This window comes from Shewanella sp. LC6, from assembly GCF_006385735.2.
In the GTDB taxonomy this organism is placed as follows: Bacteria; Pseudomonadota; Gammaproteobacteria; order Enterobacterales; family Shewanellaceae; genus Shewanella; species Shewanella xiamenensis.
Genome location: NZ_CP043902.1, coordinates 4,971,098 through 4,996,901 on the forward strand (window position 1 = coordinate 4,971,098; position 25,804 = coordinate 4,996,901).

Below are 25,804 nucleotides of genomic sequence, written 5' to 3' on the forward strand. Positions count from 1 at the left end.
TATTTAGTTTTCCAATTCATCCACCTGCTTACGCAGGCTCGAACGGTAAAGGTAAGCGCCGATAAGACTCGAGATAATAAACAGCCCGATACTGATCCCCAATTGGTTATGATCAGATAAGCCAATGCCCGCGCCCGCAAAACTGAATATCAGCATCTGCGGCAAATAACCCAGCACGCTGCCAAACATAAATCCCCCCGCGGGGATGTGTGTCGCCCCCGCAAACAGATTCGTTAGCAGATTACTGCCCACGGGTAACAGGCGGATCATTAAGACTTTTAACCAAGTTCGATGAATGATCAATGCCTCAAACTTTTGTAAACGATTGCCAAAACGTCGTTGCAGACTGCTTCGAATGGTTAATCTCGCGGTATAAAACGCCAGCACGCAACCCAGCAATGCCGCTAAGGTGGAAAATAGCCCACCATAGATGCCACCGAGGGCAAAGCCGAATACAAAGGCGATCACCTGCCTCGGTCCACCGACAGCGGTAAACAAGGCACCAACCATCAGCAATACCGCCAGCGCATAGACCCCTTGAGCGGCAATAAAGTGCGCCACCCAATTGCTATCGGTCACATGCTCGAATAACCCTTGCTGGGCCGCAAACATTAACACCAGCAAAATAAAGACGATAAAAATCGCCTTATAGAGTCGCTTCATCTTAATCGTGCCAGCTGGTTTCGCTACGGGCAACCTTAGCGATTTTCGCCCGGCGACCGAGCCACATGACGCCCATGATGTCGACAATCCCGACCCAGACCCGATTCCAAGCAGTATATTTAGACACGCCTACTTGGCGATCCCTATGATTAACCACAGAAATAAACACCTCGCCCCCCATGCGGCGCACGAGTGCAGGGATATATCTGTGCATATGGTCGAAGTAAGGCATGCGCAGGAAGGTTTCGCGGGGGAAGAGTTTTAAGCCACATCCGGTATCAGGCACACCATCGTGTAACAGCGCATCACGCACTTTATTCGCAAAGCGGGACTGGAATCGCTTCCACGCCGTGTCTTTACGGTTCTTACGGTAACCGGCAATACAAAAGTGTTGGGCATGGATTTGCGGCAATTGAGACAACATGGCGGGAATATCCGCGGGGTCATTTTGCCCATCGGCATCTAAGGTAACGATATATTTACCGCGGGCGTGTAAAACGCCAGTGGAGATAGCGGTACTCTGGCCCGTGCTACGCTCGTGGCGAATGGCTTTAGCATCACATTGCATCACCTCTGCGGTGTGCATCACTTCACCAAAAGTGTCATCCTGACTACCGTCGTCGACAACAAGAATTTCAAACTCAGTCAGCCCTTGTAGGGCTTGGCATATCTCTTTCATTAGCGGGCCAATATTGCCCACCTCATCTTTTGCGGGGATAACGACTGAAATCACGTTTAGGCTCCAGGCTTAATAACCATGAGTACGGTAACATAGGATTGTGGCAAACAAAAATCTGCATTGATAGGATGTTATGAATTAAACAGAATGCTGGCGCAGCATTGTATACTCATAAAACTCAAGAAATGAGCACTTAATTTGGAACTGTGGATCTCATTGAAATGACGTATTCTATCTCAGCAGAAAATGCTAGTTTGGAAGACAAAATGCCAAACCTTATAAAACCTATGAACATAGTTGTGGTTGGAATGGGCTATGTCGGCCTATCGAATGCGGTTTTACTCGCACAGCAAAACCGTGTTACCGCTATTGATTTGATGCCCGAACGTATCGAATTAGTCAATGCGCGCAAAGCGACGGTTGCCGATAGCCTGATTGAAGAATATCTACAGCATAAAACCTTAAATCTCAGTGCCACGACCGATAAAAACGTCGTTAAAAATGCCGACTTTGTCATCATAGCCACCCCTACGGATTACGACCCACAAACCAATTACTTTAATACCCAATCGGTAGAAAATGTCGCGAAGGAAGTGCTCACCCTGAATCCCGATACGACAATTGTCATCAAATCGACTGTGCCCGTTGGTTTTACCGAGGGGCTGAGAAATAAGCTCAACAGTGACAATATCTTATTTTCACCCGAGTTCCTGCGTGAAGGTAAAGCGCTTTACGATAACCTGCACCCCTCGCGCATCATAGTGGGTGAACGCTCCGAGCGCGCTCAAGTCTTTGCCGATCTGCTTGCCCGCGCCGCAATTAAGCAAGATATTTCAATTTTACTCACAGACAGCACAGAGGCCGAGGCGATTAAGTTGTTTGCCAACACCTTTTTAGCCATGCGTGTCGCCTACTTTAATGAGTTGGATACCTATGCGGAGAGCCGAGGGCTCAACACCCGCCAGATTATCGAAGGCGTATGTTTAGATCCGCGCATCGGCGATTACTATAACAATCCTTCCTTCGGTTATGGCGGTTACTGCCTGCCCAAGGACACTAAGCAGTTGCTGGCCAACTATAATAATGTGCCTAACAATCTCATCAGCGCCATTGTCGATTCCAACACCACCCGTAAAGATTTTATTGCCAACGCCATTATCAGTAAGCAACCCAAACGGGTCGGCATCTATCGTTTGATCATGAAGTCCGACTCGGACAACTTCCGCGCCTCGGCGGTACAAGGTGTAATGAAACGCATTAAGGCCAAGGGCATCGAAGTCGTGGTCTATGAGCCAGTACTCAAGGAAGGTGAGTTTTTTAACTCGAAGGTGATCCGCGATTTACATGAGTTTAAAACCATGTGCGACGTGATTATTTCTAACCGTATGGCCAGTGAACTCGAAGATGTCGCCGCTAAGGTGTACACCCGGGATCTGTTCCATCACGACTAAGCGTCCAAAATATAAAGGTTTACTATGAAATACTTAGTCACAGGCGCCGCCGGATTTATCGGCGCTAAAGTCAGTGAGCGCCTCTGCGCACAGGGCCATGAGGTTGTCGGTATCGATAACCTCAATGACTATTATGATGTTGGGCTAAAGCTAGCTCGACTGGCACCGCTCGAGGCCTTAAGCAATTTCCGTTTTATCAAACTGGACCTAGCCGACAGAGACGGCATAGCGGCATTGTTTGCAGAACAAGGTTTTCGACGGGTTATCCATCTCGCCGCGCAGGCAGGAGTGCGCTACTCCCTCGATAATCCCCTCGCCTATGCCGATAGCAATTTAGTCGGACATCTCACGATATTAGAGGGGTGTCGCCACCATAAGATTGAGCATCTAGTGTATGCCTCTTCATCCTCTGTCTACGGCTTGAATCAAAAGATGCCATTTTCGACCGAGGATAGCGTCGTTCATCCGATATCCCTGTATGCGGCGACTAAGAAAGCCAACGAGTTAATGTCGCACACTTACTCGCATCTCTATCAGTTACCCACCACAGGCCTGCGCTTTTTTACTGTGTATGGCCCCTGGGGACGACCCGATATGGCCTTGTTTAAATTCACTAAAGCGATACTCGCCGGTGAAACGATTGATGTGTATAACCATGGCGATCTCAGCCGTGATTTCACCTATATCGACGATATCGTTGAGGGCATCATCAGGGTACAAGACAAACCTCCTCGCCCAACACCGGACTGGCGTGTAGAAACTGGTACACCGGCTAATAGCAGCGCGCCCTATCGCGTATTCAACATAGGTAATGGCAGCCCGGTGCAATTGCTCGACTTTATTACCGCACTCGAGCGCGCGCTTGGCATCGAGGCGAAAAAGCAATTTTTACCCATGCAGCCCGGTGATGTGCATTCCACTTGGGCCGATACCGAAGACCTGTTTAAGGCGGTGGGTTATAAACCCCAAGTGGATATCAATACTGGGGTGAGCAGATTTGTCGAGTGGTACAGCGCGTTTTACGCAAAGTAAGCTCTTTGAGAAAATAAAAAGGCCTGCTGATTTGCAGGCCTTTTTATTGGATTAGCGCTTAAAAACGATATTCAAAACTGCTAAAGAAGGTCGCATTAGTATCGTTTTCTTGTATATCAAACTCCGATCTCGATACTGTACCGCCCAAACTCCACATGCCCTTCCACACCGGCATACGGTAGGACAACTCTAGCATTAGCAAGTCTTCCTTCGGCGGTTGCGGGGCCCATGTGGTCGCCACATTGGTGCCGTCTTTATTCAACTTGGCATAACGCAGTAGCGAGGTAAAACCGCGGCTGTTATGGAACTGACCAACCAAACCAAACACAAAGACTTGAGCATCGCTATCATAGGTCGAGCCTAAAGCTCTGCCGTAGTAACGCGCTCCACTGAGGTAAACAGGATCTTCATAGAAGCAGTTAGGCTTACCATCACACTCGACAAAGGTATCCGAGTATTCCATAAACAGCTTGAACTGTTTACCCGATGTGCCGAAATGAGTATCTATACCCCAGAGTGAGCCGCAATCGCTGCCGTTTTCGCAGCTGCGTTCAAGGTACAAACCAACGGGAATATCTTGCCAAGTATCTGCATAGCGTAAATCGATGCTCTGAGTTCTATGGCCCGCGTCACGACGTTGTTCGGCAAGGCAAGAATCTGAACCATCGATACAAACAGCACTGCCCGCCACCGAATCCCACCAGGAATCGAAGTCGCAATTCTGCCCTTCGCCACAAAAGAGTGTCGACCAAGACAGACCAATTTCTAGCTGCTGAAGGGGTTTGGCGGTGAAACGCATATCCCATTCAGCCGTTTTAGGCACGGCACGCTCTTTTTCAGCCATGCTAAAGCCAGTCTTGAAGGTCCAAGGACCAATCCAAGATAACCATGGCGTTTCGAAGGCGGCGGCATTATTGCGGCTGAGCGACAGTGACTGCATAGGACGCGCGTTATTAGAGCGATGCAATGCCGAATCGAATCCTGGGCCCCACCATTGCTCAACCGTACCTAAGGTGGCAATCCAGTTCCCCATGATCACCGCAAAATAAGACTCATCGAGGCGGAAGTTCTTGTTATCTTGCGGATCATACGTCTCGGCAACTGTGGTTTTATAGGCCACACGTGAGCCTAAGTATTCGTATGAGGCTTTAGCCTCACCCTTTTCACGGTAGTCGGAGCCATAATGCTGGAAGCGAGCGGGATCGGTCGCCCCCGAGAGTTTAACCCTAGCATTGCCGCGATTATCGACGGCATTTTGATAGTAAAAGTTAACTCGGGCAAAGGCTTGCACTAATCGGGGAGACAATAGCTCGGGTTCGACTTTCGCTAAGTCGCCACCAATACCAGACCACATCAAGGGAAAGGTATTCACTGGCACACGGATCACGCCCGCATCGGCCAGTGCTTGAATATCGGCTCTTAAATAAATGTCCGAGGCATCCACCCAAGGGGCGGCAGCAACGGAAGCAGAAAACAGTAAACCAGATGCAACGCTAGCAGCGAGGATAGAGGGGGTCAAAAAAGCCTTCATAACATCCTTTTCATTATCATCGCGAGGCCTGATGCCTCAAAGGTTTTATGGAAATACTCAGCCTTATCAGGCTTTTGCGAGGTTAAGCTTGGCGGTCAACGCGCTTGCCACCTCAGGGTGTACAAACTGGCTCACATCACCGCCATGCAGCGCGACTTCCTTCACTAAGGTGGAAGAAATAAAAGAGTTTTCTTCGGCCGGCGTTAAAAACACGCTCTCAAGATCAGGGCTTAATCTGCGATTCATATTGGCCAATTGGAATTCATACTCAAAGTCGGAAACCGCACGCAAACCACGCACCAGCACGCTCGCACGCTGTTCCTTGGCAAAATCCACCAGCAGGCCCGAAAAACCAACCACTTCGACATTATCCAAATGGGCTGTGACGCGGTTTACCAGCTCAACGCGCTCCTCAAGGGTAAACCTTGGCTGCTTAGATGGATTGGCCGCAATGCCAATAATCACATGCTTAAACAACTTAGCCGCACGCTCAATCAAATCGGCATGACCATTGGTAATGGGATCGAATGTCCCAGGATAAATCGCTCTTGTATGCACTTTGCTGACTCAACTCAGATAGATACCCAAAAATCATTGCCGCCAGTCTACTCGTTTTAGCCACTTGAGTGAATCATCCCGATAAAAACCACTGAAAATCCCGTTAAAAATTGAAATACTGGCAAGAATTCCTCGGATTAAGCCCATGTAAAGGCATGAACTGATATAATGCCGACTCGCTATATATTGGCTTAAGTAGGTAGCGGCTTTTCATCCAATCTCGATGGATTGAAACCACACCACAACCGATTAAGTCCACGTAATCAGAGCATTTATATGAAAAAAATCGCCATTTTTTGCCATAACTTTTTCTCTAACGGTACAGTAAAAGTCGCCTTATCTCAGGCCGAAGTGCTGCAAGAAGCCGGGCAAGATGTTCACCTCTTTGTGTTCCATAAAGAGGGGGATTTTATGCCGCCAGAAAATGTGACGATTCATTATCTTTATGACGCCGGTCAAAAGCCAAGCCTACAGGAGCAAAGACAACGCCTGCAGGCCAAGGTGGCCGAAGCGGAACAATCGGGTAAGTTCTCGCTATTTTTAAGTAACTCGACCGATTGCGATGTCGTTGTTTCCGGCTGCGATTTCGATCCCTGCTATTACTTTTGCCACTGCGCCCTTAAGCAAGAACTCTTGATGGAATTAAAGCGTGGTCCAGTGCATTTCTGGCGTCGCTGGAAAAAGGCTAAGGCACTGATTGGCAAAAAAATCATTACCGTTTCCAATGGCATCGCCGATGAACTCAGAGCTACATTTTGGCTTAAGCCAGAGAGCGTACAGACTATTTATAATCCTTTTAAAATCGAAGAGATTCGTAATAAGTCAAAAGAATTCAACGCTGACATTCCTAATAAGCCTTACATGATTCACGTCGGCCGAGTTACGCGCCAAAAACGGCATGATATTCTCTTTCAAGCCTTGAAACTCGCACCAAACGCACCAGACTTAGTTTTACTAACTAATCGTCCAGAGCGCGCACGGAAAATAGCCAAAAAATATGGGGTAGAAAATAGAATTATAACTCCAGGCTTTCAACAAAATCCTTTTCCTTGGATTGCAAATGCTGAACTGATGCTATTAAGTTCTGATTTTGAAGGTTTTGGATTAGTCATAGTTGAGTCATTAATCTGTAACACTCCAGTTGTTAGCACTGACTGCCCTTATGGTCCAAGCGAGATTCTCACAGGACATTTAGCACAATATCTTGTCCCCGTTCGACAACCCGCTCTACTTGCACAAAAGACACTGGAGTGCTTGGCCTCACCACCCGCTTTAGACAATCTAGAAATATTAAAGGCCGTAGACAGCCAATATATTGCCGCTCAATATATTGCTCTGGGAAAGAATTAAAATTGAGAACTCCATTGTGAAACTCCACCTTTATAGCAGGTGGCTTTCAAATAGCCCCCTAGAAGGGGGGGCTAAAAAACTAATATTCCATATCCTAACTGAATCAGTCTCTCGACTTCCTCTTTCGCGACTTTATCTTGGTGCCTTACATATCTTCTGATGATACTGACAACGGTAAGATATATGCGATGATGACTCGTATCTGCTCATACAATTACTGGTAACAAAGGCAGTAATTGTATGAGCATTCTTCGGGCAAAGCCTCACATGAACGATCATCATCTCCAAAGGAGGTGGTTTTAAAATACCAATAAATATACACAATACGAGTATTAACTAACGACTATTATCATCATAAAAACTAAATAGTTTTCATGAGTTTTTTATAAGCTATATATCGTGAAAGACGATGCCCGCGCCATGTAAGCAAACCTTTGCTATCAAGATCTCTCAACTCTTCTGCAAATGCTGGTAACATTTCAGCTTGTTGTTCCAATCCTGCTTGCTTACATTTTTTGAGCTGATAACTTAAAAGAGGCCGCATCAAAGTATTTTTTATATGGCTTAACTCCTTACTTCCTAAGTTTTTTTGGTAAGTGTTGTAGATCGAGTTGATTACTATGTGATAATCACGAATAAGCTTTGGAGTTGGCTTTTGTTGTGTTATCGAATTCTCATACCTTGTGTATAGATATAATGGGGTTGGAATAACGACTGTCTTTGGACGTTTTGCTAAAATGGAGAAACTGTACGAGATATCTTCATAGTTGACTCCAGGAATAAAATAAAGCCCTTTAACAAGCTGTTTCTTATATAACTTATTCCACACAACCGATCCAATTTTATAAGGCTTTTTATTTTTATGATATAAAGGGTCCGAGATTACTTTATAATTTATTTTTTCAATTTCAAACTTTTTATCTGGATGATCGAAGCCATCAGAATAAACACTCTGCCAAACAACCAAATCCGCTTTATTTTTTTGCACAAAATAATAGGCTATCTCTAATGTTTGCGGTTGTATCGCATCATCTGGATCGATAAAAAAAATGTAATCACCTAGAGCTACGTTTAAGCCAGTATTGCGAGCGACTGATACACCTTGATTATTCTGGTTTACAATCTTAATTCTTGCATCGTATTTTTTATATTCATCTAAAATAACATCACAATTATCAGGTGAACCATCATTAACACAAATAACTTCAAAGTCTTTAAATGTCTGCGACACAACACTTTTCAAACATCTTCTTAAAAACTTCTCAACATTATAAACTGGAATAATAACAGAAATTACAGGGTGTATATTTGAAATTTCCATATTCACTTCAATCCTAAAGACGTCTTTTCAATTATTCAAGCACAGTAAAATAACATAAAAATAAACTTTATGATAATACAGTTCTATATTATATACGCCATCACAAAACCAAATAAAAAACACAAATCAGACATTCATGAAACAATTAGCTAAACAATTTCCAATAGCCTAACTTGCGGCGCATTTTAAAGTGTCGCAGTAGGTTCAATGGCTTAGGTTTAAGCCAAGCGGTTCCCTTATCGATCAAGGCATCGGTCGCCGCGAGTACACGCTGGCTAGACTGACCATCTCCCGTGGGGTGGATTTGATTGCAATAATCATGGATATGCGCCATCAAATCATCGGGGCGGCTAAGCGCTCTAGTGAGTGCAGGTTCAATCTCTTCGACTCGGTTAATATCGATTAAATGCGCCTTCGGTGACTGATTTTTAAAGGTCACCACAGGCTTACGCTGCATTAAAAACATCAATAAAATCGAGGAGGTATCGCAGAGCATCACATCTCCCGCCTGCAGAAGCGGGATCACGTTGTCGGTTTCCACAAACTGCAGATTCTCATTTTCGAGAGTCTTGTATTGCTCAACAATACTTGGCTTCATCTTAGGGTGGAATTGTACCAGCCAGCGCCACTGGCTCTTTTGCGACAGGGCTTTAATCTGCTCGAATACCTCAGGCGCACAGGTCAGACTGGGGGAGAATGTTGAGCAAAACAGCACTACAGGCCGAGGATCATCGGGCTTAATGTAAGGATTATCTTTATTTTCAATAAATAAAGGATCGAGCGCTGGCCAGCCCGTTTCGGCCACGGTAAAGGTGCCGATTTTTTTCTCTAGCTCAAGGAAAGGCAACGTCGTCGCCGGCCCTTGGGTGCAATACAAGTCAAAGCAATCGCGGATTTCGAAGTGATCTTCTCGCCCCTTATGATTCATTTTGCCCGCATTAAAACCGTGGAACACCCCCACTTTTACTCCAGGGATAAAGCTTGGCACTACGTTACCCGGCACGAACACGGCATCGGGTTTCCATGCCTTAACGGCATCGATATCGGGTAAGCGTTTTTCATCCGCTTTAAGGAATTTGGGGTCGACCTCACGGCCTTCGAGGAACCAACACGCCTCATCGCCACGCGCCAGAATCACTTGCTGCAGCGGCCTTAGCATCGCATAGGAATAGTTCTGTGCTATGTAGAACAAATAACGTCTTTTATTTGATTTACGCGCTTCCACCGCTTTCTCCTTGGGTAAATTATTTCGCTAGCGCGAGATATTGTTCGGCAATCGCAGTCGCATCCACCTTAGCTAAAATCTCCACATTGTCGAGGGATGGCGGCTGGGCGACCACGGCGTCAATCATCTTGGCCAAGGCAGCAGGATTACGACGGGGCACAAGATAGGGAGCCAAATTGCCGGTCAAAATCTCATTAGGCCCATGTGGGCAATCGGTACTGACCACTGGCGTGCCGCAGGCTAAGGATTCGATTAATACCGTCGGCAATCCTTCGAAATCGGAACTCAGCACCAGAGCTTTAGCACGTTTGATCCAAGGAAAAGGATTAGTCTGGAATCCAGGAATGATTAAACGCTTCTCGATGCCGTATTTCTTCGCCGCTTTAATCGCCTTCTTGTGGTTATGACATAACAGCACCACGGGTAACTGATTTTGGGTCTGTTTAAGGGCCTCAAACAACACATCGTGTCGCTTCTGCTTAGCAAAACGTCCCACGTGGATCAAATAGTCACCCTGAGGGATTTGCGGATTATCTTGCTGTGACTGATCAACAATCTCATTAAATTCAAATGGATTGTAGATAGTTCGCATTGATGCAGGCTGCAAGCGTCCCTTAGCTTGAATCTCTTTGGCGATGCCGTTGGACACAGTGATCAAATGCTGGCCATTGAGCGCTTTTTTCGCCCGCAGTTTCTTATAGTAGGCGAAGGGGCCTAACTTAAACTGACGACTCAATTCTTCTTCAACTGATGAGTGCACAATCACATAGAGTGGTGTCACCCCGGTTTTGGTCATCATCAAGTTGGTTTTATCAAGATTGGATAAAAACAGATCGAACTTACCGACTCGGGACTCAATCTCGGCAATCTTTGCCCGTAATTTATCGACCGATGCCCCTAGGCGCCCGAAGTGGTCATAATCTTTATCTTTGTCGGCAAAACATTGATGAACAGGTAAATTGTCTGGGGTTTCGTAATAACGATTATCTTCCATGACCAAAAAATGCGGCTCATGCCCTAGGCTAATAAACTGCTTTGCCAAGGTAATCATGACCTTCTCGGCTCCACCACCCGCTAAACTGTCGATGGCTATGGCTATCCGCATGATTTTTCTCCTAAACGATAATCTAAAACTCAGGGTGACAAGCTAACAGTGGTTAACTGTGTGTCTGCTGAATAACCTGATCAAATTTCTCTATCACAGCGTCAACACTAATTAGCGCCATAAGGTGCTCACCCTTAGCACGGGTGCCCCATTTCACCTCACCGCTTTGCTGTGAGGCGATGGCCTCTTGGTAGGCACTCACCACATATTGCTGCGATAAATAAGGCCCAGTGCGGCTTGGGTTGGAATGGGCATATAAACCTATGACAGGCGTCCCTTGCGTGACCGCCATGTGTGCAGGGCCAGTATCGGGCGCTAGCACTAGGCTGGCGCGTTTCAGCAGAACCAGCAATTGAGTCAAACTGGTTTTACCGACTAAGTTATCGAGTTTGGCAGAACATGCATTGGCAATATCGTCGGCCAATGTCTTTTCAAGTGCTGTTGGGCCACCGCAGAGAATGACTCGGTAACCCTTATTCACCGCATGTTGCGCCACGGCGGCATAACGCTCGGGTAGCCAATTACGCTCGGCTTTACTGGCGGCCGCGCAAATAACCAATACCTTCTCGCCATCGGCAATCTGACGCTGGGCAAATTCAGTATCCGCCTGAGGGACTGGAATATTCCAACTCGGGGTGATGTCGCTAACGCCAATCGCCTTGGCGAATCCCATAAAGCCGTCCAGCACATGGGGCTCAGCTAAAGGTTCGACCCTATGATTGGTGACCAGCCATTGACCTTCTTTGGCGCGGGCGCGGTCGAATCCGACCCGAACCTTTGCCGAAATCGCGAGGGAGGCCAAGGTCGCACGTAGCGCCACTTGCATGTGCAACAAGACATCGAAGCGACGGCCTTTCAGCGCCTTATGCAGATTAAGATAACTGCGCCAGCCCTGGGATTTATCGAAAATCACAAACTCAATACCGGGCAGGTGCTTTAATAGTTGGTATTCGAGCTTGCCTATCACCCAAGTGATTTTGAGCTGGGGATATTGGCGTTGAATCGCCTGCACCATAGCCACGGCATGACAGACGTCACCGATAGCCGATAGCCTAAGCAGGCAGAGAGAATTCATGGTGTTGGGATTTAAACTCAAGCGAATAGCTCTTAAGGTTATTTGGCGCAAGCTAAGGATCTTAATGTAGAATGGCCGCAGGTGCCACGCTTAAGTCAACAAATCTCCCATGAACGCACAAATCAAAATCATAAATACCGCAGATGGCTATATGGCACTTTGCCAAGATACGCCAGAAGACATCACTCCGGCTTGGTTTTCGGTGGATTTCTGGCGTGAAAAAGCCGCGGTAGTGGGATCATCCAAGGGACGTTACACCACTTGGTTTGTGGCCTTTAGCGAGCGCCATTGGGTGTTGCGACATTACTGGCGTGGTGGCCTGATGGAGAAATTCAGTAAGGACGCCTACTTCTATACCGGGCTTGAAAACACCCGCGCCATGGGCGAATTAAGGCTGCTTGACTTGCTCTACCGCGAGCAATTTGCGGTGCCTAAGCCTATTGCCGCCAATATTGTGCGCGATGGCTTGTTCTACCGTGCCGACATTATTATCGAGCGAGTCGATGGCGCCGAAGACTTGGTCGCCAAGTTAACCAAAGGCACTATGACTCCAGAGCAGTGGCAAACACTCGGCGCCACCATTGCTCAATTTCATCGCCGCGGCGTTTACCATGCCGACTTAAACGCGAAAAATATTTTGTGGCAACCACAGCAAGCGGATGGCGTACAAGAACGTTTCTATCTAATTGATTTTGACCGGGGTGAAATCAAAACGCCCCATGCCCAATGGCAGAAGGCGAACCTTGATAGGTTGCTACGTTCCTTCAATAAAGAACAAGGAAAACAGCCTACGCTCGCCTTTACGCTCGCCGACTGGACGGCTTTGCTCTCGGGCTATCACTCAGTTATTCCCCAAGCCTAGTCACCTGAATAGCGTTAGGCTGTTTGGCGCGAGAGTAAGGATTCGGCTAGAGCAAACTGACGCTGCAATGCACCACGATTAGCCTCTACCACGGCAAGGCCTGCCTCTGCGGCTTGTTGGCGTAACGCAGGTTGCTCAAAATACTGGATTAAATACTCCCCGAGCGCTTGGCCTGAACTCACAATCCGCAGGCCACCCGCGTCTGCCAACATTTGAGTAATTTGGGCAAAGTCCCAATGATTCGGCCCAACCATCACAGGCACGCCCATGGCCACGGGTTCTAAGGGATTATGACCACCATTTTCAATTAACGTCCCGCCCACAAAGGCTTGATCGGCCGCGCCATAGAAGGTTAACAATTCACCCATGGTATCGCCCACCAGCACCTGCGTCGTGGCGGTGATAGCTTGAGCCTCACTGCGGCGCATAAATTCAAAACCTTGGCTGGCAACGACATCGGCCACCGCCGCAAACTGCTCAGGATGACGTGGCGCAATCACCAATAACGCCTCTGGCCATTTAGCGAGCAGCTGCTTATGGGCGCTCAGCATGGCATCAAACTCACCGGGGTGAACACTCCCAGCCACCCACACGGGCGCCGCCTCTTTCCCCCAAGTCTGCCTTAGCTCTCGCGCTAGGGTTAATCGTTCAGGGGTGATAGTTAAATCAAACTTCAAACTGCCGCAAACAGTGACTCTATCAGCAGGCACCCCAAGGTCGATAAACCGCTGCGCCTCGGCTTGCGTCTGCACCGCAACCACATCTAAACGTTGCAACATGGGGCGACTCAACTGTGGACGCTTGGCATACTGCGCCGCCGATTTCGCCGACAACCTAGCATTAGCGAGCATCAAGCGCACGCCGCGCTTAGTCGCCAGCGCCACGAGATTCGGCCACAGCTCAGTCTCCATAATGATGCACCATTTAGGGGATAACTGGCGCAGAAAGCGGTTCACACACCAAGGCAAATCGAAGGGCAAATAACAGTGCTGCACTTGATCACCAAAGGCTTTACGCACCTCAGCAGACCCCGTGGGGCTTGAGGTTGTGACCGTAATCTTAAGCTGTGGATGCGCCTGTTGGATCTGGCGGATTAACGGAATCGCCGCCAGCGTTTCGCCCATAGAAACCGAGTGGATCAGTAAATCCGTTGGTGCCAGTCGTGTTAATCCGAAGCGTTCGCCCCAGCGGCCACGATAATCAGGGCTTTTAATGGCACGGAATGCCAAATAGACAATGAGCAGAGGGGATAATAGATAAAGCAGCACACTGTAAAAAAATCGATTCATAAAAATCGTGCTTATGAGTTTTTGCCTGATGAATAGCGGCAATGTTAGCATAATATCCCCAAGCGTCCTCAAGATACGAGTTTCAGCCTCTTGAGATTGTTTGGGGATATCAATCGTATTGAATTTTTGTTCATTGGGATGAATCCATACGATTTTAAATTAGGGATAATTTACCAGCAGTGTAGCGGTCGTTGGTTAGCCTTCTTTAATCAATTTGTAGCGTTCACTAGCCACTTGGAAAATATATGAAAACCCGCGACAAAATCATCTATGCCAGCCTTGAGCTATTCAATGAGCATGGCGAACGAAATATCACCACCAATCATATTGCCGCTCACCTAAATATGAGTCCCGGGAATCTTTATTACCACTTCCGTAATAAGGAAGATATTATTCAGTCGATCTTCAGTCTCTACGAGGCGCACCTTGAATCGGGGTTTCAACCCTATGAGGGCGAGCAAGTCAATGTAGAACAACTGATCGGCTATTTTGATGCGATGTTTTACACCCTGTGGCAATTCCGTTTTATGTACGCCAACTTGGCCGATATTCTGGCCCGTGATGAAGAATTAAAAAGCCGTTATTTACATGCCCAGCAGCAAGTATTAACCCGTTCAAGTCACGTGCTAGGTAAACTCAAGCAGGATGGTTTTTTAAATATTGATAACGATAAAATCACCCCACTTGCCGACACCATCAAGATGATTGTGAGTTTTTGGATTGGTTATCAGCTTACCCAGTCGAGCACGTCCACCATCACTAAAGGCATTTTGTACGAAGGAGTATTGCGGGTATTGATGATTTTTAAGGCCTACGCCACGCCAACCTCCCAAGCGACCTTCTGTCGTTTAGAGCAGCACTACCACGAGTTAGCGACCCAAGATTCGCTTTAATCGTCCGACGCCGTCGCATTTAGCGCTAAACTCAACAGGTTGAACGTGCTAAATGCGGGCTCAATTCATGCCGTTGGCGGTGATGCGACATACATGCCGACCATGTTGCACATTAGTTTTTATAATGTAACAACCCCTTTAGCCCTAAACTAATTTATCTAGCTAACCTGCATGAAAAAAAGGCTGTAGGCCGATAGAGTTTAGCGTTAGAATGCCGCAACTCCCAGAATCAGAATAAAGTTAACTAAGGAGATATCAGGTGGCCTCTACCTCATTCTACGCACAGATTAATCAACAGCTTGCGGATATCAAAGCCGAAGGTTTATATAAAAGCGAGCGTGTTATTGCCTCACCGCAACAAACAGCCATTCAAGTAAATAACCAAGAAGTTGTTAACTTTTGTGCCAACAACTATCTAGGCCTAGCCAGTCATCCTGAACTCATAAAAGCCGCCCAACAAGGCTTAGACAGTCATGGCTTTGGTATGGCGTCGGTCCGTTTTATTTGTGGAACCCAAGACATCCACAAACAGCTCGAAGCCAGCCTGAGTGAGTTCCTCGGCATGGAAGACACGATTCTGTACTCTTCTTGCTTCGACGCCAACGCGGGCCTGTTCGAAACCCTGTTAGATGCCGAAGATGCGATTATTTCCGACGCCTTAAACCATGCCTCTATTATCGATGGCGTGCGTTTATGTAAGGCCAAACGTTTCCGTTATGCTAACAACGATATGGCGGATTTAGAGACGCAACTGATCGCCGCAAAAGCAGCTGGCGCGCGCAATATTTTGATCGCCACCGACGGCGTATTCTCAATGGACGGCGTCATCGCCAACCTGCAAGGTGTGTGTGACTTAGCCGATAAATACGGTGCATTAGTGATGGTTGACGACTCACACGCCGTGGGCTTTGTTGGCCAAAACGGCCGTGGTTCACACGAACACTGCGGTGTGATGGGTCGAGTCGATATTATCACTGGCACCTTAGGCAAAGCCTTAGGCGGTGCATCGGGCGGTTTCACTTCAGGTAAAAAAGAAGTCATCGACTGGTTACGTCAACGCTCTCGCCCTTACCTATTCTCTAACTCATTGGCGCCTTCGATTGTAACTGCCTCTATCCATGTATTAGAGATGCTCAAATCGGGCCAAGCACTGCGTGAAGCGGTATGGGAAAACAGCCGTTACTTCCGCGAGAAAATGTCAGCGGCAGGCTTTACCTTAGGTGGTGCCGACCACGCAATTATCCCAGTGATGATTGGCGATGCCAAATTGGCGAGCGATTTCGCTAACCGCTTATTAGCAGAACATATTTACGTTATCGGCTTCTCATTCCCAGTCGTGCCAAAGGGACAAGCCCGTATCCGTACTCAAATGTCGGCGGCCCACACCCGTGAGCAACTCGACAAAGCAATTGAAGCCTTTACCCGTATTGCTAAAGAAATGGCGATTATTTAGGACCCTACAAAATGAAAGCACTAAGCAAGTTAAAAGCCGAAAAAGGCATTTGGTTAGTCGATGCGCCTAAACCTGAAATGGGCCATAACGATCTACTGATCAAGATTAAAAAGACCGCCATTTGTGGCACCGACATGCACATCTACAACTGGGACGAATGGTCACAAAAAACCATTCCTGTACCTATGGTGGTAGGTCACGAATATGTGGGTGAAGTGGTTGATATCGGACAAGAAGTTCGTGGCTTTAACATTGGTGACCGCGTTTCTGGCGAAGGCCATATCACCTGCGGCCACTGCCGTAACTGCCGCGCTGGTCGCACCCATTTATGCCGTAACACCTCAGGTGTGGGTGTAAACCGCGAAGGTTCATTTGCCGAATATTTGGTTATCCCGGCCTTTAACGCCTTCAAAATCCCCGATGATATCAGCGACGATTTAGCCTCTATCTTCGACCCATTCGGTAACGCAGTGCACACTGCGCTGTCATTCGATTTAGTCGGCGAAGACGTGTTAATCACTGGCGCGGGTCCTATAGGTATTATGGCGGCGGCCGTATGTCGCCACGTTGGTGCTCGCCATGTGGTCATTACCGACGTTAACGAATACCGCTTAGAGTTAGCCCGTAAAATGGGTGCTACCCGCGCAGTTAACGTGGCTCAGGAAAACCTGAAAGACGTGATGAAAGAACTCGGCATGACCGAAGGGTTCGACGTGGGTCTAGAAATGTCTGGCGTACCTTCAGCCTTCCACGCCATGTTAGATACCATGAACCACGGTGGCAAAATCGCTATGCTCGGTATCCCGGGTGGCGAAATGGCGATTGATTGGAGCAAAGTGATCTTCAAGGGTCTGGTCATCAAAGGCATTTACGGCCGTGAAATGTTCGAAACTTGGTACAAGATGGCAAGCTTGATCCAATCTGGCTTAGATATTTCGCCTATCATCACGCACCACTACAAGATTGATGATTTCCAAAAAGGCTTCGACGCTATGGGCTCGGGCCAATCCGGTAAAGTCATCCTCAGCTGGGATTAATTCTCTCAGCGATGCCAATCACGGGGCTGTACACATGCAGCCCCATGTTGCACACTTATCCCATCGCTTATCCCTTTTCAGTTATTTCAGGTTTTATTATGTCTTCCTTTAAACACCTTAGCGTTAATCAATTAGTGCAAATGACCGAGTCAAAGCCAGTGCAAATCGTCGATATTCGCGATGGTCACAGCTTTAACAACGGCCATATTGATGGCGCATTTAATTTGAATAACGAGAATCTGGCGCACTTTATTGGCCAAGCGGATATGGACAGTCCTTTAGTGGTGGTTTGCTACCATGGCATCAGCAGCCAAAATGCCGCGCAATATCTGTGTGAACAAGGCTTTGATGATGTCTATAGCCTAGATGGTGGCTTTAGCGCTTGGCATGAGGCCAATGCATGATAGAGATTGGCAGACTCCCCAACAGCAGAGCCGCGCAGGCCTTTGTCGATTACCTTAAAGGTGAACAGATAGACTGCCAGATTCAGCCATTGCCGCAGGGAGTCGCTATTCTGGTTATCCGCGATCAAGATGCCGAACAGGCCCGTAAAGAGTTCGCCCATTTTATCGCCCATCCTTACGATAACAAATACTTACAAGCCTCGTGGGAGCATGGTGATACTCATACTAAGCTCGACTATGGCGCCCCTTCTTTACAGCTTTTTGCGCAATTTATCACAGGTGCAGGCCCAGTTACTCTTATCATCTTTGGCCTCTGTGTACTGATTTATGCCGCGATGAATTTAGGCTTCGGTGGCCCGGTTTATGAAACGCTCTCCTATTTCGGTGCGGTGCCGGACACCAGTATTAATCAATTCTGGCGCGTGTTTACCCCAAGTCTGATGCACTTTTCGGCCATGCATATCATCTTCAACTTACTCTGGTGGTGGTATTTGGGTGGAAAAATCGAGACTCGCATAGGTACAGCCCCACTGTTAATCCTGCTACTGGTCGCCGGTACTTTACCCAATGTCGTCCAATACTATGTTAGCGGCCCCAACTTTGGCGGGCTGTCGGGCGTAGTGTATGCCGTCGCCGGTTACACTTGGGTCATGGGGATCCGTAAACCCGCAGCAGGAATAGGTTTACCGCCCTCCTACATGGGATTTATGTTGATTTGGCTGGTGTTAGGCTTTACGGATTTCTTAGGCGTGTCAGTAGCGAATGGCGCCCATATTGGCGGATTGCTGATAGGTCTCGCCCAAGGCTGGTTCGATAGTCGCAGTAAAGCCACTCGCTAACTTACCCTGATTGCTTCCATGCTCGATTAAAAAGCGGGTAAGCCCAAAGGCTTACCCTGCTGCATTTAGGTGCCGTTACTTGGCCAACTCTAATACTTTGGCGACCAGCTTCTCGATGCCAGAGTGCGCCTCGGCAATGTTCCCCGCCAGCATATAAGCGGGCGTGCTGACAATCTTATTCGCCTCATCCACCACGATATCATGCACAGTCGCCGCCTGATGATGGCCGCCCATCAGATTAAAGGCTGCTACCGTATCCACATCATTACCGATAGTGCCCTTAGCGCCGTGTCCATATAAACGCGGGATCATCATTGGCGCGATACAAATAAAGCCGACAGGCTTTTTCGCTAGAATAAATTCATTAATAAAATCAGTAACGAGTGGATTCACTTCACACTCACTGCCATTAGTGGCGAAGTTACACAGATTTTTCGCCGCCCCAAATCCGCCAGGGATAACCAGTGCATCGAAATCGGTAATATCGAGTTCGGTGGTTGCTTTTACTTCGCCACGGGCGATACGTGCCGATTCAACCAGCACATTTCGTGTCGCCGTCTTGTCCACTTCGCCCGTGAAGTGATTAACAACATGCATCTGATTGATATCAGGAGCAAAACATTGATATTGAGCACCCGCTTTCGACAGAGATAATAACGTTAAAACCGATTCATGGATCTCTGTTCCATCGAAAACACCGCACCCACTGAGCAATACTGCGATTTTTTTCATTATAAATATCCTTCTTATGTCATTTGGTTTTAACAAACTGTAAACAAAATGGTTGATCTGCTTAAAAATCATGCTAACTTAGTTCGTCGAATCTAAGGGTCGGTGAAAATTAACGCAGCCTTTAGGCATTTTACGGAGTCAAGAAAAAATCCACAAATCAGGAAGATTTTTCAAGAAACAGTATTGAACTCACACAAATATTTTAAAACCATAAAAATCAACAACTTAAAAATATCGCACCAAGCCGTAAACATCGCCATTATTCACAGTTGACTTTTTCACTCACAGAGTTATCCACAGGCTGAGAGTCAATTTGCCGTGGCTGAAATACCGTATCTGTGGCATGCTTACCGCCATCTAAGTCATCGATAAACGAAAATTACTTATGCCTACCATAGCCAATAACCCACTTGTCCTTGTGGATGGATCTTCTTATTTATATCGCGCCTATTATGCGCCTCCTCACCTGACAAACTCAAAGGGCGAAGCTACTGGTGCTGTTTATGGGGTAGTGAATATGCTCCGCAGCTTATTAAGCCGTTATCAACCTAGCCATATCGCTGTGGTGTTCGACGCTAAAGGCAAAACCTTCCGCAATGACTTATATGAAGAATACAAGGCGCATCGTCCCCCCATGCCGGATGACCTGCGCTCACAAATTGAACCACTACACCGTATTATTCGTGCCTTAGGCCTGCCCTTAATCTCCATTCCAGGTGTAGAAGCGGACGATGTTATCGGCACTATCGCTCGCCAAGCGAGCCGCGAAAACCGCGCTGTACTCATCAGCACTGGTGATAAAGACATGGCGCAGCTGGTTGATGAAAATATCACGCTGATCAACACCATGACAGATACCATCATGGGCCCTGAAGAGGTTGCGGCTAAATATGGTGTTGGCCCAGATAGAATTATCGATTTCTTGGCGTTGATGGGCGACAAGGCAGATAACATTCCCGGTTTACCCGGCGTAGGCGAAAAAACCGCATTAGCTATGCTCACAGGGGCGGGCAGTGTCGCCAATTTGCTTGCAGAGCCCGAAAAAGTCACCGAATTAGGCTTTAGGGGCGCAAAAACCATGGCGGCGAAAATCATCGACAATGCCGACATGCTAAAACTGTCCTATGAGCTTGCCACCATTAAAACCGATGTTGAGCTCGAACAAGATTGGCATGAACTCGAAGCCAAACCCGCTGACAGGGATGAGCTGATCAAATGCTACGGCGAGATGGAATTTAAACGCTGGCTTGCCGAAGTCTTAGATAATAAGGCGACGACAGCCGCAGCAAAAGTCGAAACGACAGAAACCCAAGAAGAATCAACGCGCAGCGTCACGATTGAAACCCAATACGATACCATTCTGACCGAAGCTCAACTCGATGAGTGGATTGCCAAACTCAAACAAACGCCATTAATGGCCGTGGATACCGAGACCACCAGCCTCGACTATATGGTTGCGGAATTGGTTGGTCTGTCCTTTGCTGTTGAAGCGGGTAAAGCCGCCTATCTGCCCTTAGCCCACGATTATGTTGGCGCGCCTCAACAATTAGACAAGCAAACTGCACTCGAAAAACTGCGCCCGATACTCGAAGACGCCAAGCTCAAAAAAGTCGGTCAAAACCTGAAATATGACATCAGCGTATTGGCAAATGCAGGCATACAACTCCAAGGTGTGGTATTCGACACTATGCTCGAATCCTATGTGTTTAACTCGGTCGCATCACGCCATGATATGGATGGGTTGGCGCTTAAATACCTAGGCCATAAAAATATCGCCTTCGAAGATATCGCGGGTAAAGGTGCTAAACAGCTGACCTTCAACCAAATTCCGTTGGAAACAGCAGCCCCTTATGCGGCGGAAGATGCCGATATTACCCTACGTCTACATCAACATTTGTGGCCAAGACTCGAAAAAGAAACCGAATTAGCCTCGGTCTTTACCGATATTGAACTGCCGCTGATCCAAATCTTGTCCGATATTGAGCGCCAAGGCGTGTTTATCGATAGTATGTTGCTCGGCCAACAGAGTGATGAGCTTGCCCGCAAAATAGATGAGTTAGAAACAAAAGCTTATGATATTGCTGGTGAAAAATTCAATTTAAGCTCGCCAAAGCAACTCCAAGTGCTGTTTTTTGAAAAGCTGGGTTATCCGGTCATCAAAAAAACCCCTAAGGGCGCCCCCTCTACCGCGGAAGAAGTGTTGGTTGAGTTGGCATTGGATTTCCCTCTGCCTAAAGTGATCCTTGAACATAGAAGCCTAACCAAGCTAAAGAGTACTTACACCGACAAGCTCCCTCTAATGGTGAACGCGAAAACGGGTCGGGTACACACAAGCTACCATCAGGCCAACGCCGCAACGGGGCGTTTATCCTCGAGCGAACCAAACCTACAGAATATTCCTATCCGCACCGAGGAAGGTCGTCGTATTCGCCAAGCCTTTATTGCGCCTCAAGGACGTAAGATTTTGGCCGCCGACTATTCGCAGATTGAATTACGCATCATGGCGCATTTATCCCAAGATGCGGGCTTACTCAAAGCCTTCGCAGAAGGGAAAGACATTCACAGAGCCACCGCCGCCGAAGTATTTGGCACCGACTTTGACAGCGTCACCTCGGAGCAGCGTCGCCGTGCCAAAGCCGTTAACTTTGGCCTTATCTATGGCATGTCCGCCTTTGGATTGGCGCGTCAGCTCGATATTCCCCGTAACGAGGCACAAACTTACATCGACACTTACTTCGCCCGCTATCCAGGCGTATTAAGGTATATGGAAGAAACACGAGCCAGTGCAGCAGAACTTGGCTATGTCTCTACGCTATTTGGGCGCCGTTTGTATTTACCCGAAATTCGCGATCGTAATGCAATGCGCCGCCAAGCAGCAGAAAGAGCCGCGATTAACGCCCCAATGCAAGGCACTGCCGCGGATATCATTAAAAAAGCCATGATCAGCATTGCCGATTGGATAAAAAACGATACCCAAGGTGAAATCGCCATGATCATGCAAGTCCACGACGAATTAGTGTTCGAAGTCGATGCCGAGAAAGCCGAAACACTCAAGCTCAAGGTGTGTGAACTCATGGCAAAAGCGGCCAATCTGGACGTGGAACTTCTGGCAGAAGCCGGCATTGGCGATAACTGGGATCAAGCCCACTAGCATTCAAACTCTAGACTTTAGCTTCTAACACACGTTGCTAACCCATACTAAGGCTCATCCGTTACAGGATGGGCCTTTATATTTGGTGTAACTTTTTAGGTGCCGCTAAACTCGACGTCGCAGAAAACAAGATGAGAAGAAGTTGTTTACTCAGGCGAATACCTTGATGGCGAAACCGCCTCAAGAGCAGGAAGCAGCACTTGACTCACTGTACAATGTTCTCAGTCACTAAATACAATCTCCCCTCAATTCTCGATGCTTCAACTCTGCCATAAGCACAACCTTCTATCCGCGTGACACTCCAGACAAGCCTAAACAATCGTTCGATGATGGATACAACAAGGAACAATCACCAAAATAGAGTAAAAACATTAAATCTGAATAATTGATCAATTCTGTACTAAAAATACGGTCAATTTAGCAAAATCAGTTGCTTAAATGCTTTTTGTGAAAATTCCAGATCAAATGCAGCTGGTTTTTTCACCTAAAACTTGAGATCTACCGCACACAATTATCACTTTTTCAAAAAAACTGTTTTCCATTTAGCGATAAATAGCGTATTATTCTCTGCGTAGGGTACAGAGGTTAAGATGTTCTATCTTTCAGACCTTTATTTCACTTTTTAGTGACGAGCCAAATTCTGGCGCCCCAGCAACTTGTTTGCTGGGGCTTTTTTTTGCTCTTTTTTCGGTCTAGGGATGATTTCAACAAAGGCGAGTAAATTTTAGAGTATTTACTTTAATAAAAGGTAAATTCGATGTATGCTGTCTTCATTGAGAACCATTGAAGGTAATTTGATGGTGCTTGAGTCTTGTTGAATTTAGCTTCTCCCCAAAAGAGCTAAAATTTTGGCCGGTGACTAATGTTATCGGCTATTTTTTTGCCCAAAATTTGCGGGGTGAAATCGACGTTTTATAAGGGGATATAGCAGAAAGAGATGGCCGAATGCGCTAGTGGCATCCGACCATAAAGCAAAAGGCTTACTCAGCGTCTTCTTGGTTTTCTAACTCATCGGCCAACCATTGCGGATGACACCATTCATTTAAGATACTAAGCACTTTAGGTTTGCCTGTTCCCTTGAGCGCAGAAAAAGGCTCAACCTGTACCCAATCACCAAACTCAACCAGCGCTTTACGCACTTCGTTCACGGTTTTCATCTTCGCGCTTTGCGCCAATTTATCGGACTTAGTCAGTAATGCGAGTACTGGAATTTCACTCGCAACCGCCCATTCGATCATCTGCATATCCAGATCTTTTAGGGGATGACGGATATCCATTAAAACCACAACACCACTTAAACAAGCACGCTTCTGTAAATACTCGCCTAGAGATTGTTGCCATTTAATCTTCATGGCTAATGGCACTTGGGCAAAACCATAACCCGGTAAATCGACTAATCTACGCTGTGCATCAAGCTCAAATACGTTAATCAGTTGAGTACGTCCAGGCGTTTTACTGGTACGAGCCAAGTTTTTTTGCTCAGTTAATGCATTGAGCGCACTCGATTTTCCAGCATTGGAGCGACCAGCAAAAGCAATCTCAACACCGACATCGCCAGGCAGATATTGATCCAAATGTGCAATGTCTGGTGCACTGATTAAAAACTTCGCCCTGCGAAAATCTATATGAGATTCAGTCACTATTTACTCCAATATATTTACTGCGCAATACCATAATTTATGAAGAATTGCTTACTTTTCCACGTTTTCGTGTAAAATATTACCCCGATCACATTAAACATATTTTACCACGCTTGCGGGTCACCCTAGTAAGCTCAGGATAATAATCTTAACCAGAAGTTGGAACGCCATGAAAAAGTTAGCTCTTGCGCTGTCTGTTGTAGTTGCCGCCATATCTTCACCTGCGATTGCTGAAGGTAATGCTGAAGCGGGAAAAACTAAAATTATCGTCTGTTCTGCCTGTCACGGTATGGACGGTAACAGCATGATCGATATGTACCCTAAGCTTGCGGGCCAACACGCCACATACCTCCAAAAGCAACTACATGATTTCCGTAGTGCGGCACAATCTGGCGGTAAAGATGGTCGTATGGATCCTATCATGAGTGGTATGGCAATGCCTCTTAGTGATCAAGATATTCTCGACATTACTGCATATTTCTCTACTCAAGCAATCCAAGTTGCTGAGGTGAAAGATGTTCCTGAGCTAGGTGCAAAACTTTACAAAGGTGGCGATGTGTCACGCGGCATCACTGCATGTATGGCATGTCACGGTCCAGATGGTAAAGGGGCTGAATCAGCCGGTTTCCCAGCATTAGCCGGTCAACACGCTAACTATATCAAGATCCAACTGACTAAGTTCCGTGATGCAGGTCGTCACAATGACCTAAACGGTATGATGCAAGATGTCGCTAAGAAGTTAAATGACAGTGATATCGATGCACTATCTAAATATCTTGCTAGCCTGAAATAAGGTTTAGCGATGTAAAGAAGGGTGTGTTGTCACCCTTTTTTTACACCGCCTAGTTTACGTTAACGTAAACTGATAAAGATTCATGCTTGACATGGATCACAGATTTGGGTTTAATAAGCCCCGTACCGAGATAAACCCATCTGTTTGTACAAATAAATTAATAATAACTTACAGATTTCGGTATAATTAACATTCAAGATATAAGAATAAAGACTCTCAATAACAACAATATAACTAAGACCACTCTCTAATAATAACAAGAGCAGTGATTTCGCTTTGAAATCCAGGTCATACATTTTTGTAAGGGACGGCCAATAACGCCAATTTGCGAAAGCAAAACGCCTTACATTCAGGGTAACTTGCCCCATCAGGACACAGTTTTACATGATGTAAACTGTAGCAAAGGAAGCTAATCGCTTTGGATGCACTGGCTGGAAGCTTGTTATCACTGGAAGGTACTTCAAGTAACAAGGATGGTTGATTTAACGTCATTGATGACGCTGCTATAAAAGATGTGTCTTGAGACCATCTACGGAAACTGTGGTCAGGATGGCGACAGGAAAGAATTAAGAGTCTGGAAGACCGCTAACAAAAACACGCAGGGAAAGCAGTAAAAAAAAGAAGGATACCGACCGGGAAAGTCGCATAGCAAGTACGGATACTTGGAATCAGAATAGGGTGCTAAAATGCACTGTTTGTAAGGCGGCAGTTTAACTGCCGC

The 25,804-nt window shown here is 46.8% G+C and carries 22 protein-coding genes; 11 read left to right on the forward strand and 11 right to left on the reverse strand.

Going from position 1 to position 25,804, the window contains the following annotated elements; all coding sequences use genetic code 11:
* Window positions 1-3: 3 nt before the first annotated feature.
* Together FJD32_RS22180 and FJD32_RS22185 are read right to left on the reverse strand one after the other, a co-directional pair.
* A complete protein-coding gene (locus tag FJD32_RS22180; RefSeq protein WP_140907453.1) occupies window positions 4-663 on the reverse strand; it encodes a VTT domain-containing protein in 660 nt (219 codons plus the stop codon).
* Between the two features lies 1 nt (window position 664).
* Window positions 665-1,396 (reverse strand): glycosyltransferase family 2 protein, encoded by a 732-nt coding sequence (locus FJD32_RS22185; protein ID WP_011627678.1) that lies wholly within the window; start codon window positions 1,394-1,396, stop codon window positions 665-667.
* Between the two features lie 233 nt (window positions 1,397-1,629).
* Between FJD32_RS22185 and FJD32_RS22190 the strand changes: the two genes are divergently transcribed.
* Together FJD32_RS22190 and FJD32_RS22195 are read left to right on the forward strand one after the other, a co-directional pair.
* On the forward strand, window positions 1,630-2,793 hold the full coding sequence (locus FJD32_RS22190) for a nucleotide sugar dehydrogenase (protein ID WP_140907467.1): 1,164 nt from the start codon (window positions 1,630-1,632) through the stop codon (window positions 2,791-2,793).
* Between the two features lie 24 nt (window positions 2,794-2,817).
* A complete protein-coding gene (locus FJD32_RS22195) occupies window positions 2,818-3,825 on the forward strand; it encodes an NAD-dependent epimerase (RefSeq protein WP_140907454.1) in 1,008 nt (335 codons plus the stop codon).
* A gap of 58 nt (window positions 3,826-3,883) precedes the next feature.
* On the opposite strand, the gene FJD32_RS22200 is transcribed toward FJD32_RS22195, so the two are convergent.
* Both FJD32_RS22200 and coaD read right to left on the reverse strand, forming a co-directional pair.
* The gene (locus FJD32_RS22200; RefSeq protein WP_140907455.1) at window positions 3,884-5,356 is read right to left on the reverse strand and encodes a capsule assembly Wzi family protein; all 1,473 of its coding nucleotides are present in this window, start codon (window positions 5,354-5,356) and stop codon (window positions 3,884-3,886) included.
* A 66-nt stretch (window positions 5,357-5,422) separates the two neighbouring features.
* On the reverse strand, window positions 5,423-5,914 hold the full coding sequence (gene coaD / locus FJD32_RS22205) for a pantetheine-phosphate adenylyltransferase (protein ID WP_011718800.1): 492 nt from the start codon (window positions 5,912-5,914) through the stop codon (window positions 5,423-5,425).
* 276 nt (window positions 5,915-6,190) lie between these two features.
* Between coaD and FJD32_RS22210 the strand changes: the two genes are divergently transcribed.
* Window positions 6,191-7,264 (forward strand): glycosyltransferase, encoded by a 1,074-nt coding sequence (locus tag FJD32_RS22210; RefSeq protein WP_037428321.1) that lies wholly within the window; start codon window positions 6,191-6,193, stop codon window positions 7,262-7,264.
* A gap of 361 nt (window positions 7,265-7,625) precedes the next feature.
* Here the strand turns inward: FJD32_RS22210 and FJD32_RS22215 are convergent, their stop codons facing one another.
* From FJD32_RS22215 to FJD32_RS22230, 4 genes are all read right to left on the reverse strand, one after another.
* On the reverse strand, window positions 7,626-8,585 hold the full coding sequence (locus FJD32_RS22215; RefSeq protein ID WP_140907456.1) for a glycosyltransferase: 960 nt from the start codon (window positions 8,583-8,585) through the stop codon (window positions 7,626-7,628).
* Window positions 8,586-8,730: 145 nt separating this feature from the next.
* On the reverse strand, window positions 8,731-9,810 hold the full coding sequence (locus FJD32_RS22220; protein WP_109277653.1) for a CDP-glycerol glycerophosphotransferase family protein: 1,080 nt from the start codon (window positions 9,808-9,810) through the stop codon (window positions 8,731-8,733).
* A gap of 19 nt (window positions 9,811-9,829) precedes the next feature.
* Entirely contained in the window at window positions 9,830-10,915 is a 1,086-nt protein-coding gene (locus FJD32_RS22225) for a glycosyltransferase (RefSeq protein ID WP_140907457.1), read from the reverse strand.
* A 52-nt stretch (window positions 10,916-10,967) separates the two neighbouring features.
* Entirely contained in the window at window positions 10,968-12,011 is a 1,044-nt protein-coding gene (locus FJD32_RS22230) for a glycosyltransferase family 9 protein (RefSeq protein WP_140907458.1), read from the reverse strand.
* 88 nt (window positions 12,012-12,099) lie between these two features.
* Between FJD32_RS22230 and FJD32_RS22235 the strand changes: the two genes are divergently transcribed.
* The gene (locus FJD32_RS22235; protein ID WP_140907459.1) at window positions 12,100-12,852 is read left to right on the forward strand and encodes a 3-deoxy-D-manno-octulosonic acid kinase; all 753 of its coding nucleotides are present in this window, start codon (window positions 12,100-12,102) and stop codon (window positions 12,850-12,852) included.
* A gap of 14 nt (window positions 12,853-12,866) precedes the next feature.
* Here the strand turns inward: FJD32_RS22235 and waaA are convergent, their stop codons facing one another.
* Window positions 12,867-14,141, reverse strand: a complete 1,275-nt coding sequence (gene waaA / locus FJD32_RS22240; protein WP_140907460.1) for a lipid IV(A) 3-deoxy-D-manno-octulosonic acid transferase — start codon at window positions 14,139-14,141, stop codon at window positions 12,867-12,869.
* Window positions 14,142-14,386: 245 nt separating this feature from the next.
* Here waaA and FJD32_RS22245 point away from each other — a divergent pair, with 245 nt between their 5' ends.
* The 5 genes from FJD32_RS22245 to glpG all read left to right on the forward strand — a co-directional run bounded on the left by FJD32_RS22245 (window position 14,387) and on the right by glpG (window position 18,767).
* A complete protein-coding gene (locus FJD32_RS22245; RefSeq protein WP_037424052.1) occupies window positions 14,387-15,034 on the forward strand; it encodes a TetR/AcrR family transcriptional regulator in 648 nt (215 codons plus the stop codon).
* A 259-nt stretch (window positions 15,035-15,293) separates the two neighbouring features.
* On the forward strand, window positions 15,294-16,487 hold the full coding sequence (locus tag FJD32_RS22250; protein WP_055648197.1) for a glycine C-acetyltransferase: 1,194 nt from the start codon (window positions 15,294-15,296) through the stop codon (window positions 16,485-16,487).
* Between the two features lie 11 nt (window positions 16,488-16,498).
* The gene (gene tdh, locus FJD32_RS22255) at window positions 16,499-17,524 is read left to right on the forward strand and encodes an L-threonine 3-dehydrogenase (RefSeq protein WP_037429853.1); all 1,026 of its coding nucleotides are present in this window, start codon (window positions 16,499-16,501) and stop codon (window positions 17,522-17,524) included.
* 98 nt (window positions 17,525-17,622) lie between these two features.
* On the forward strand, window positions 17,623-17,928 hold the full coding sequence (gene glpE / locus FJD32_RS22260) for a thiosulfate sulfurtransferase GlpE (RefSeq protein WP_011718813.1): 306 nt from the start codon (window positions 17,623-17,625) through the stop codon (window positions 17,926-17,928).
* Window positions 17,925-18,767 (forward strand): rhomboid family intramembrane serine protease GlpG, encoded by an 843-nt coding sequence (gene glpG, locus FJD32_RS22265; protein WP_140907461.1) that lies wholly within the window; start codon window positions 17,925-17,927, stop codon window positions 18,765-18,767. Before glpE ends, glpG begins: the two co-directional genes overlap by 4 nt.
* Before the next feature lie 75 nt (window positions 18,768-18,842).
* On the opposite strand, the gene elbB is transcribed toward glpG, so the two are convergent.
* Entirely contained in the window at window positions 18,843-19,499 is a 657-nt protein-coding gene (gene elbB, locus FJD32_RS22270) for an isoprenoid biosynthesis glyoxalase ElbB (protein ID WP_011718815.1), read from the reverse strand.
* Between the two features lie 385 nt (window positions 19,500-19,884).
* On the opposite strand from elbB, the gene polA reads away from it, so the two are divergent.
* Entirely contained in the window at window positions 19,885-22,650 is a 2,766-nt protein-coding gene (polA, locus tag FJD32_RS22275) for a DNA polymerase I (RefSeq protein ID WP_140907462.1), read from the forward strand.
* Window positions 22,651-23,630: 980 nt separating this feature from the next.
* On the opposite strand, the gene yihA is transcribed toward polA, so the two are convergent.
* Entirely contained in the window at window positions 23,631-24,290 is a 660-nt protein-coding gene (yihA, locus tag FJD32_RS22280; RefSeq protein WP_140907463.1) for a ribosome biogenesis GTP-binding protein YihA/YsxC, read from the reverse strand.
* A 169-nt stretch (window positions 24,291-24,459) separates the two neighbouring features.
* On the opposite strand from yihA, the gene FJD32_RS22285 reads away from it, so the two are divergent.
* Entirely contained in the window at window positions 24,460-25,083 is a 624-nt protein-coding gene (locus FJD32_RS22285; protein ID WP_037424071.1) for a c-type cytochrome, read from the forward strand.
* Window positions 25,084-25,804 lie beyond the last annotated feature (721 nt).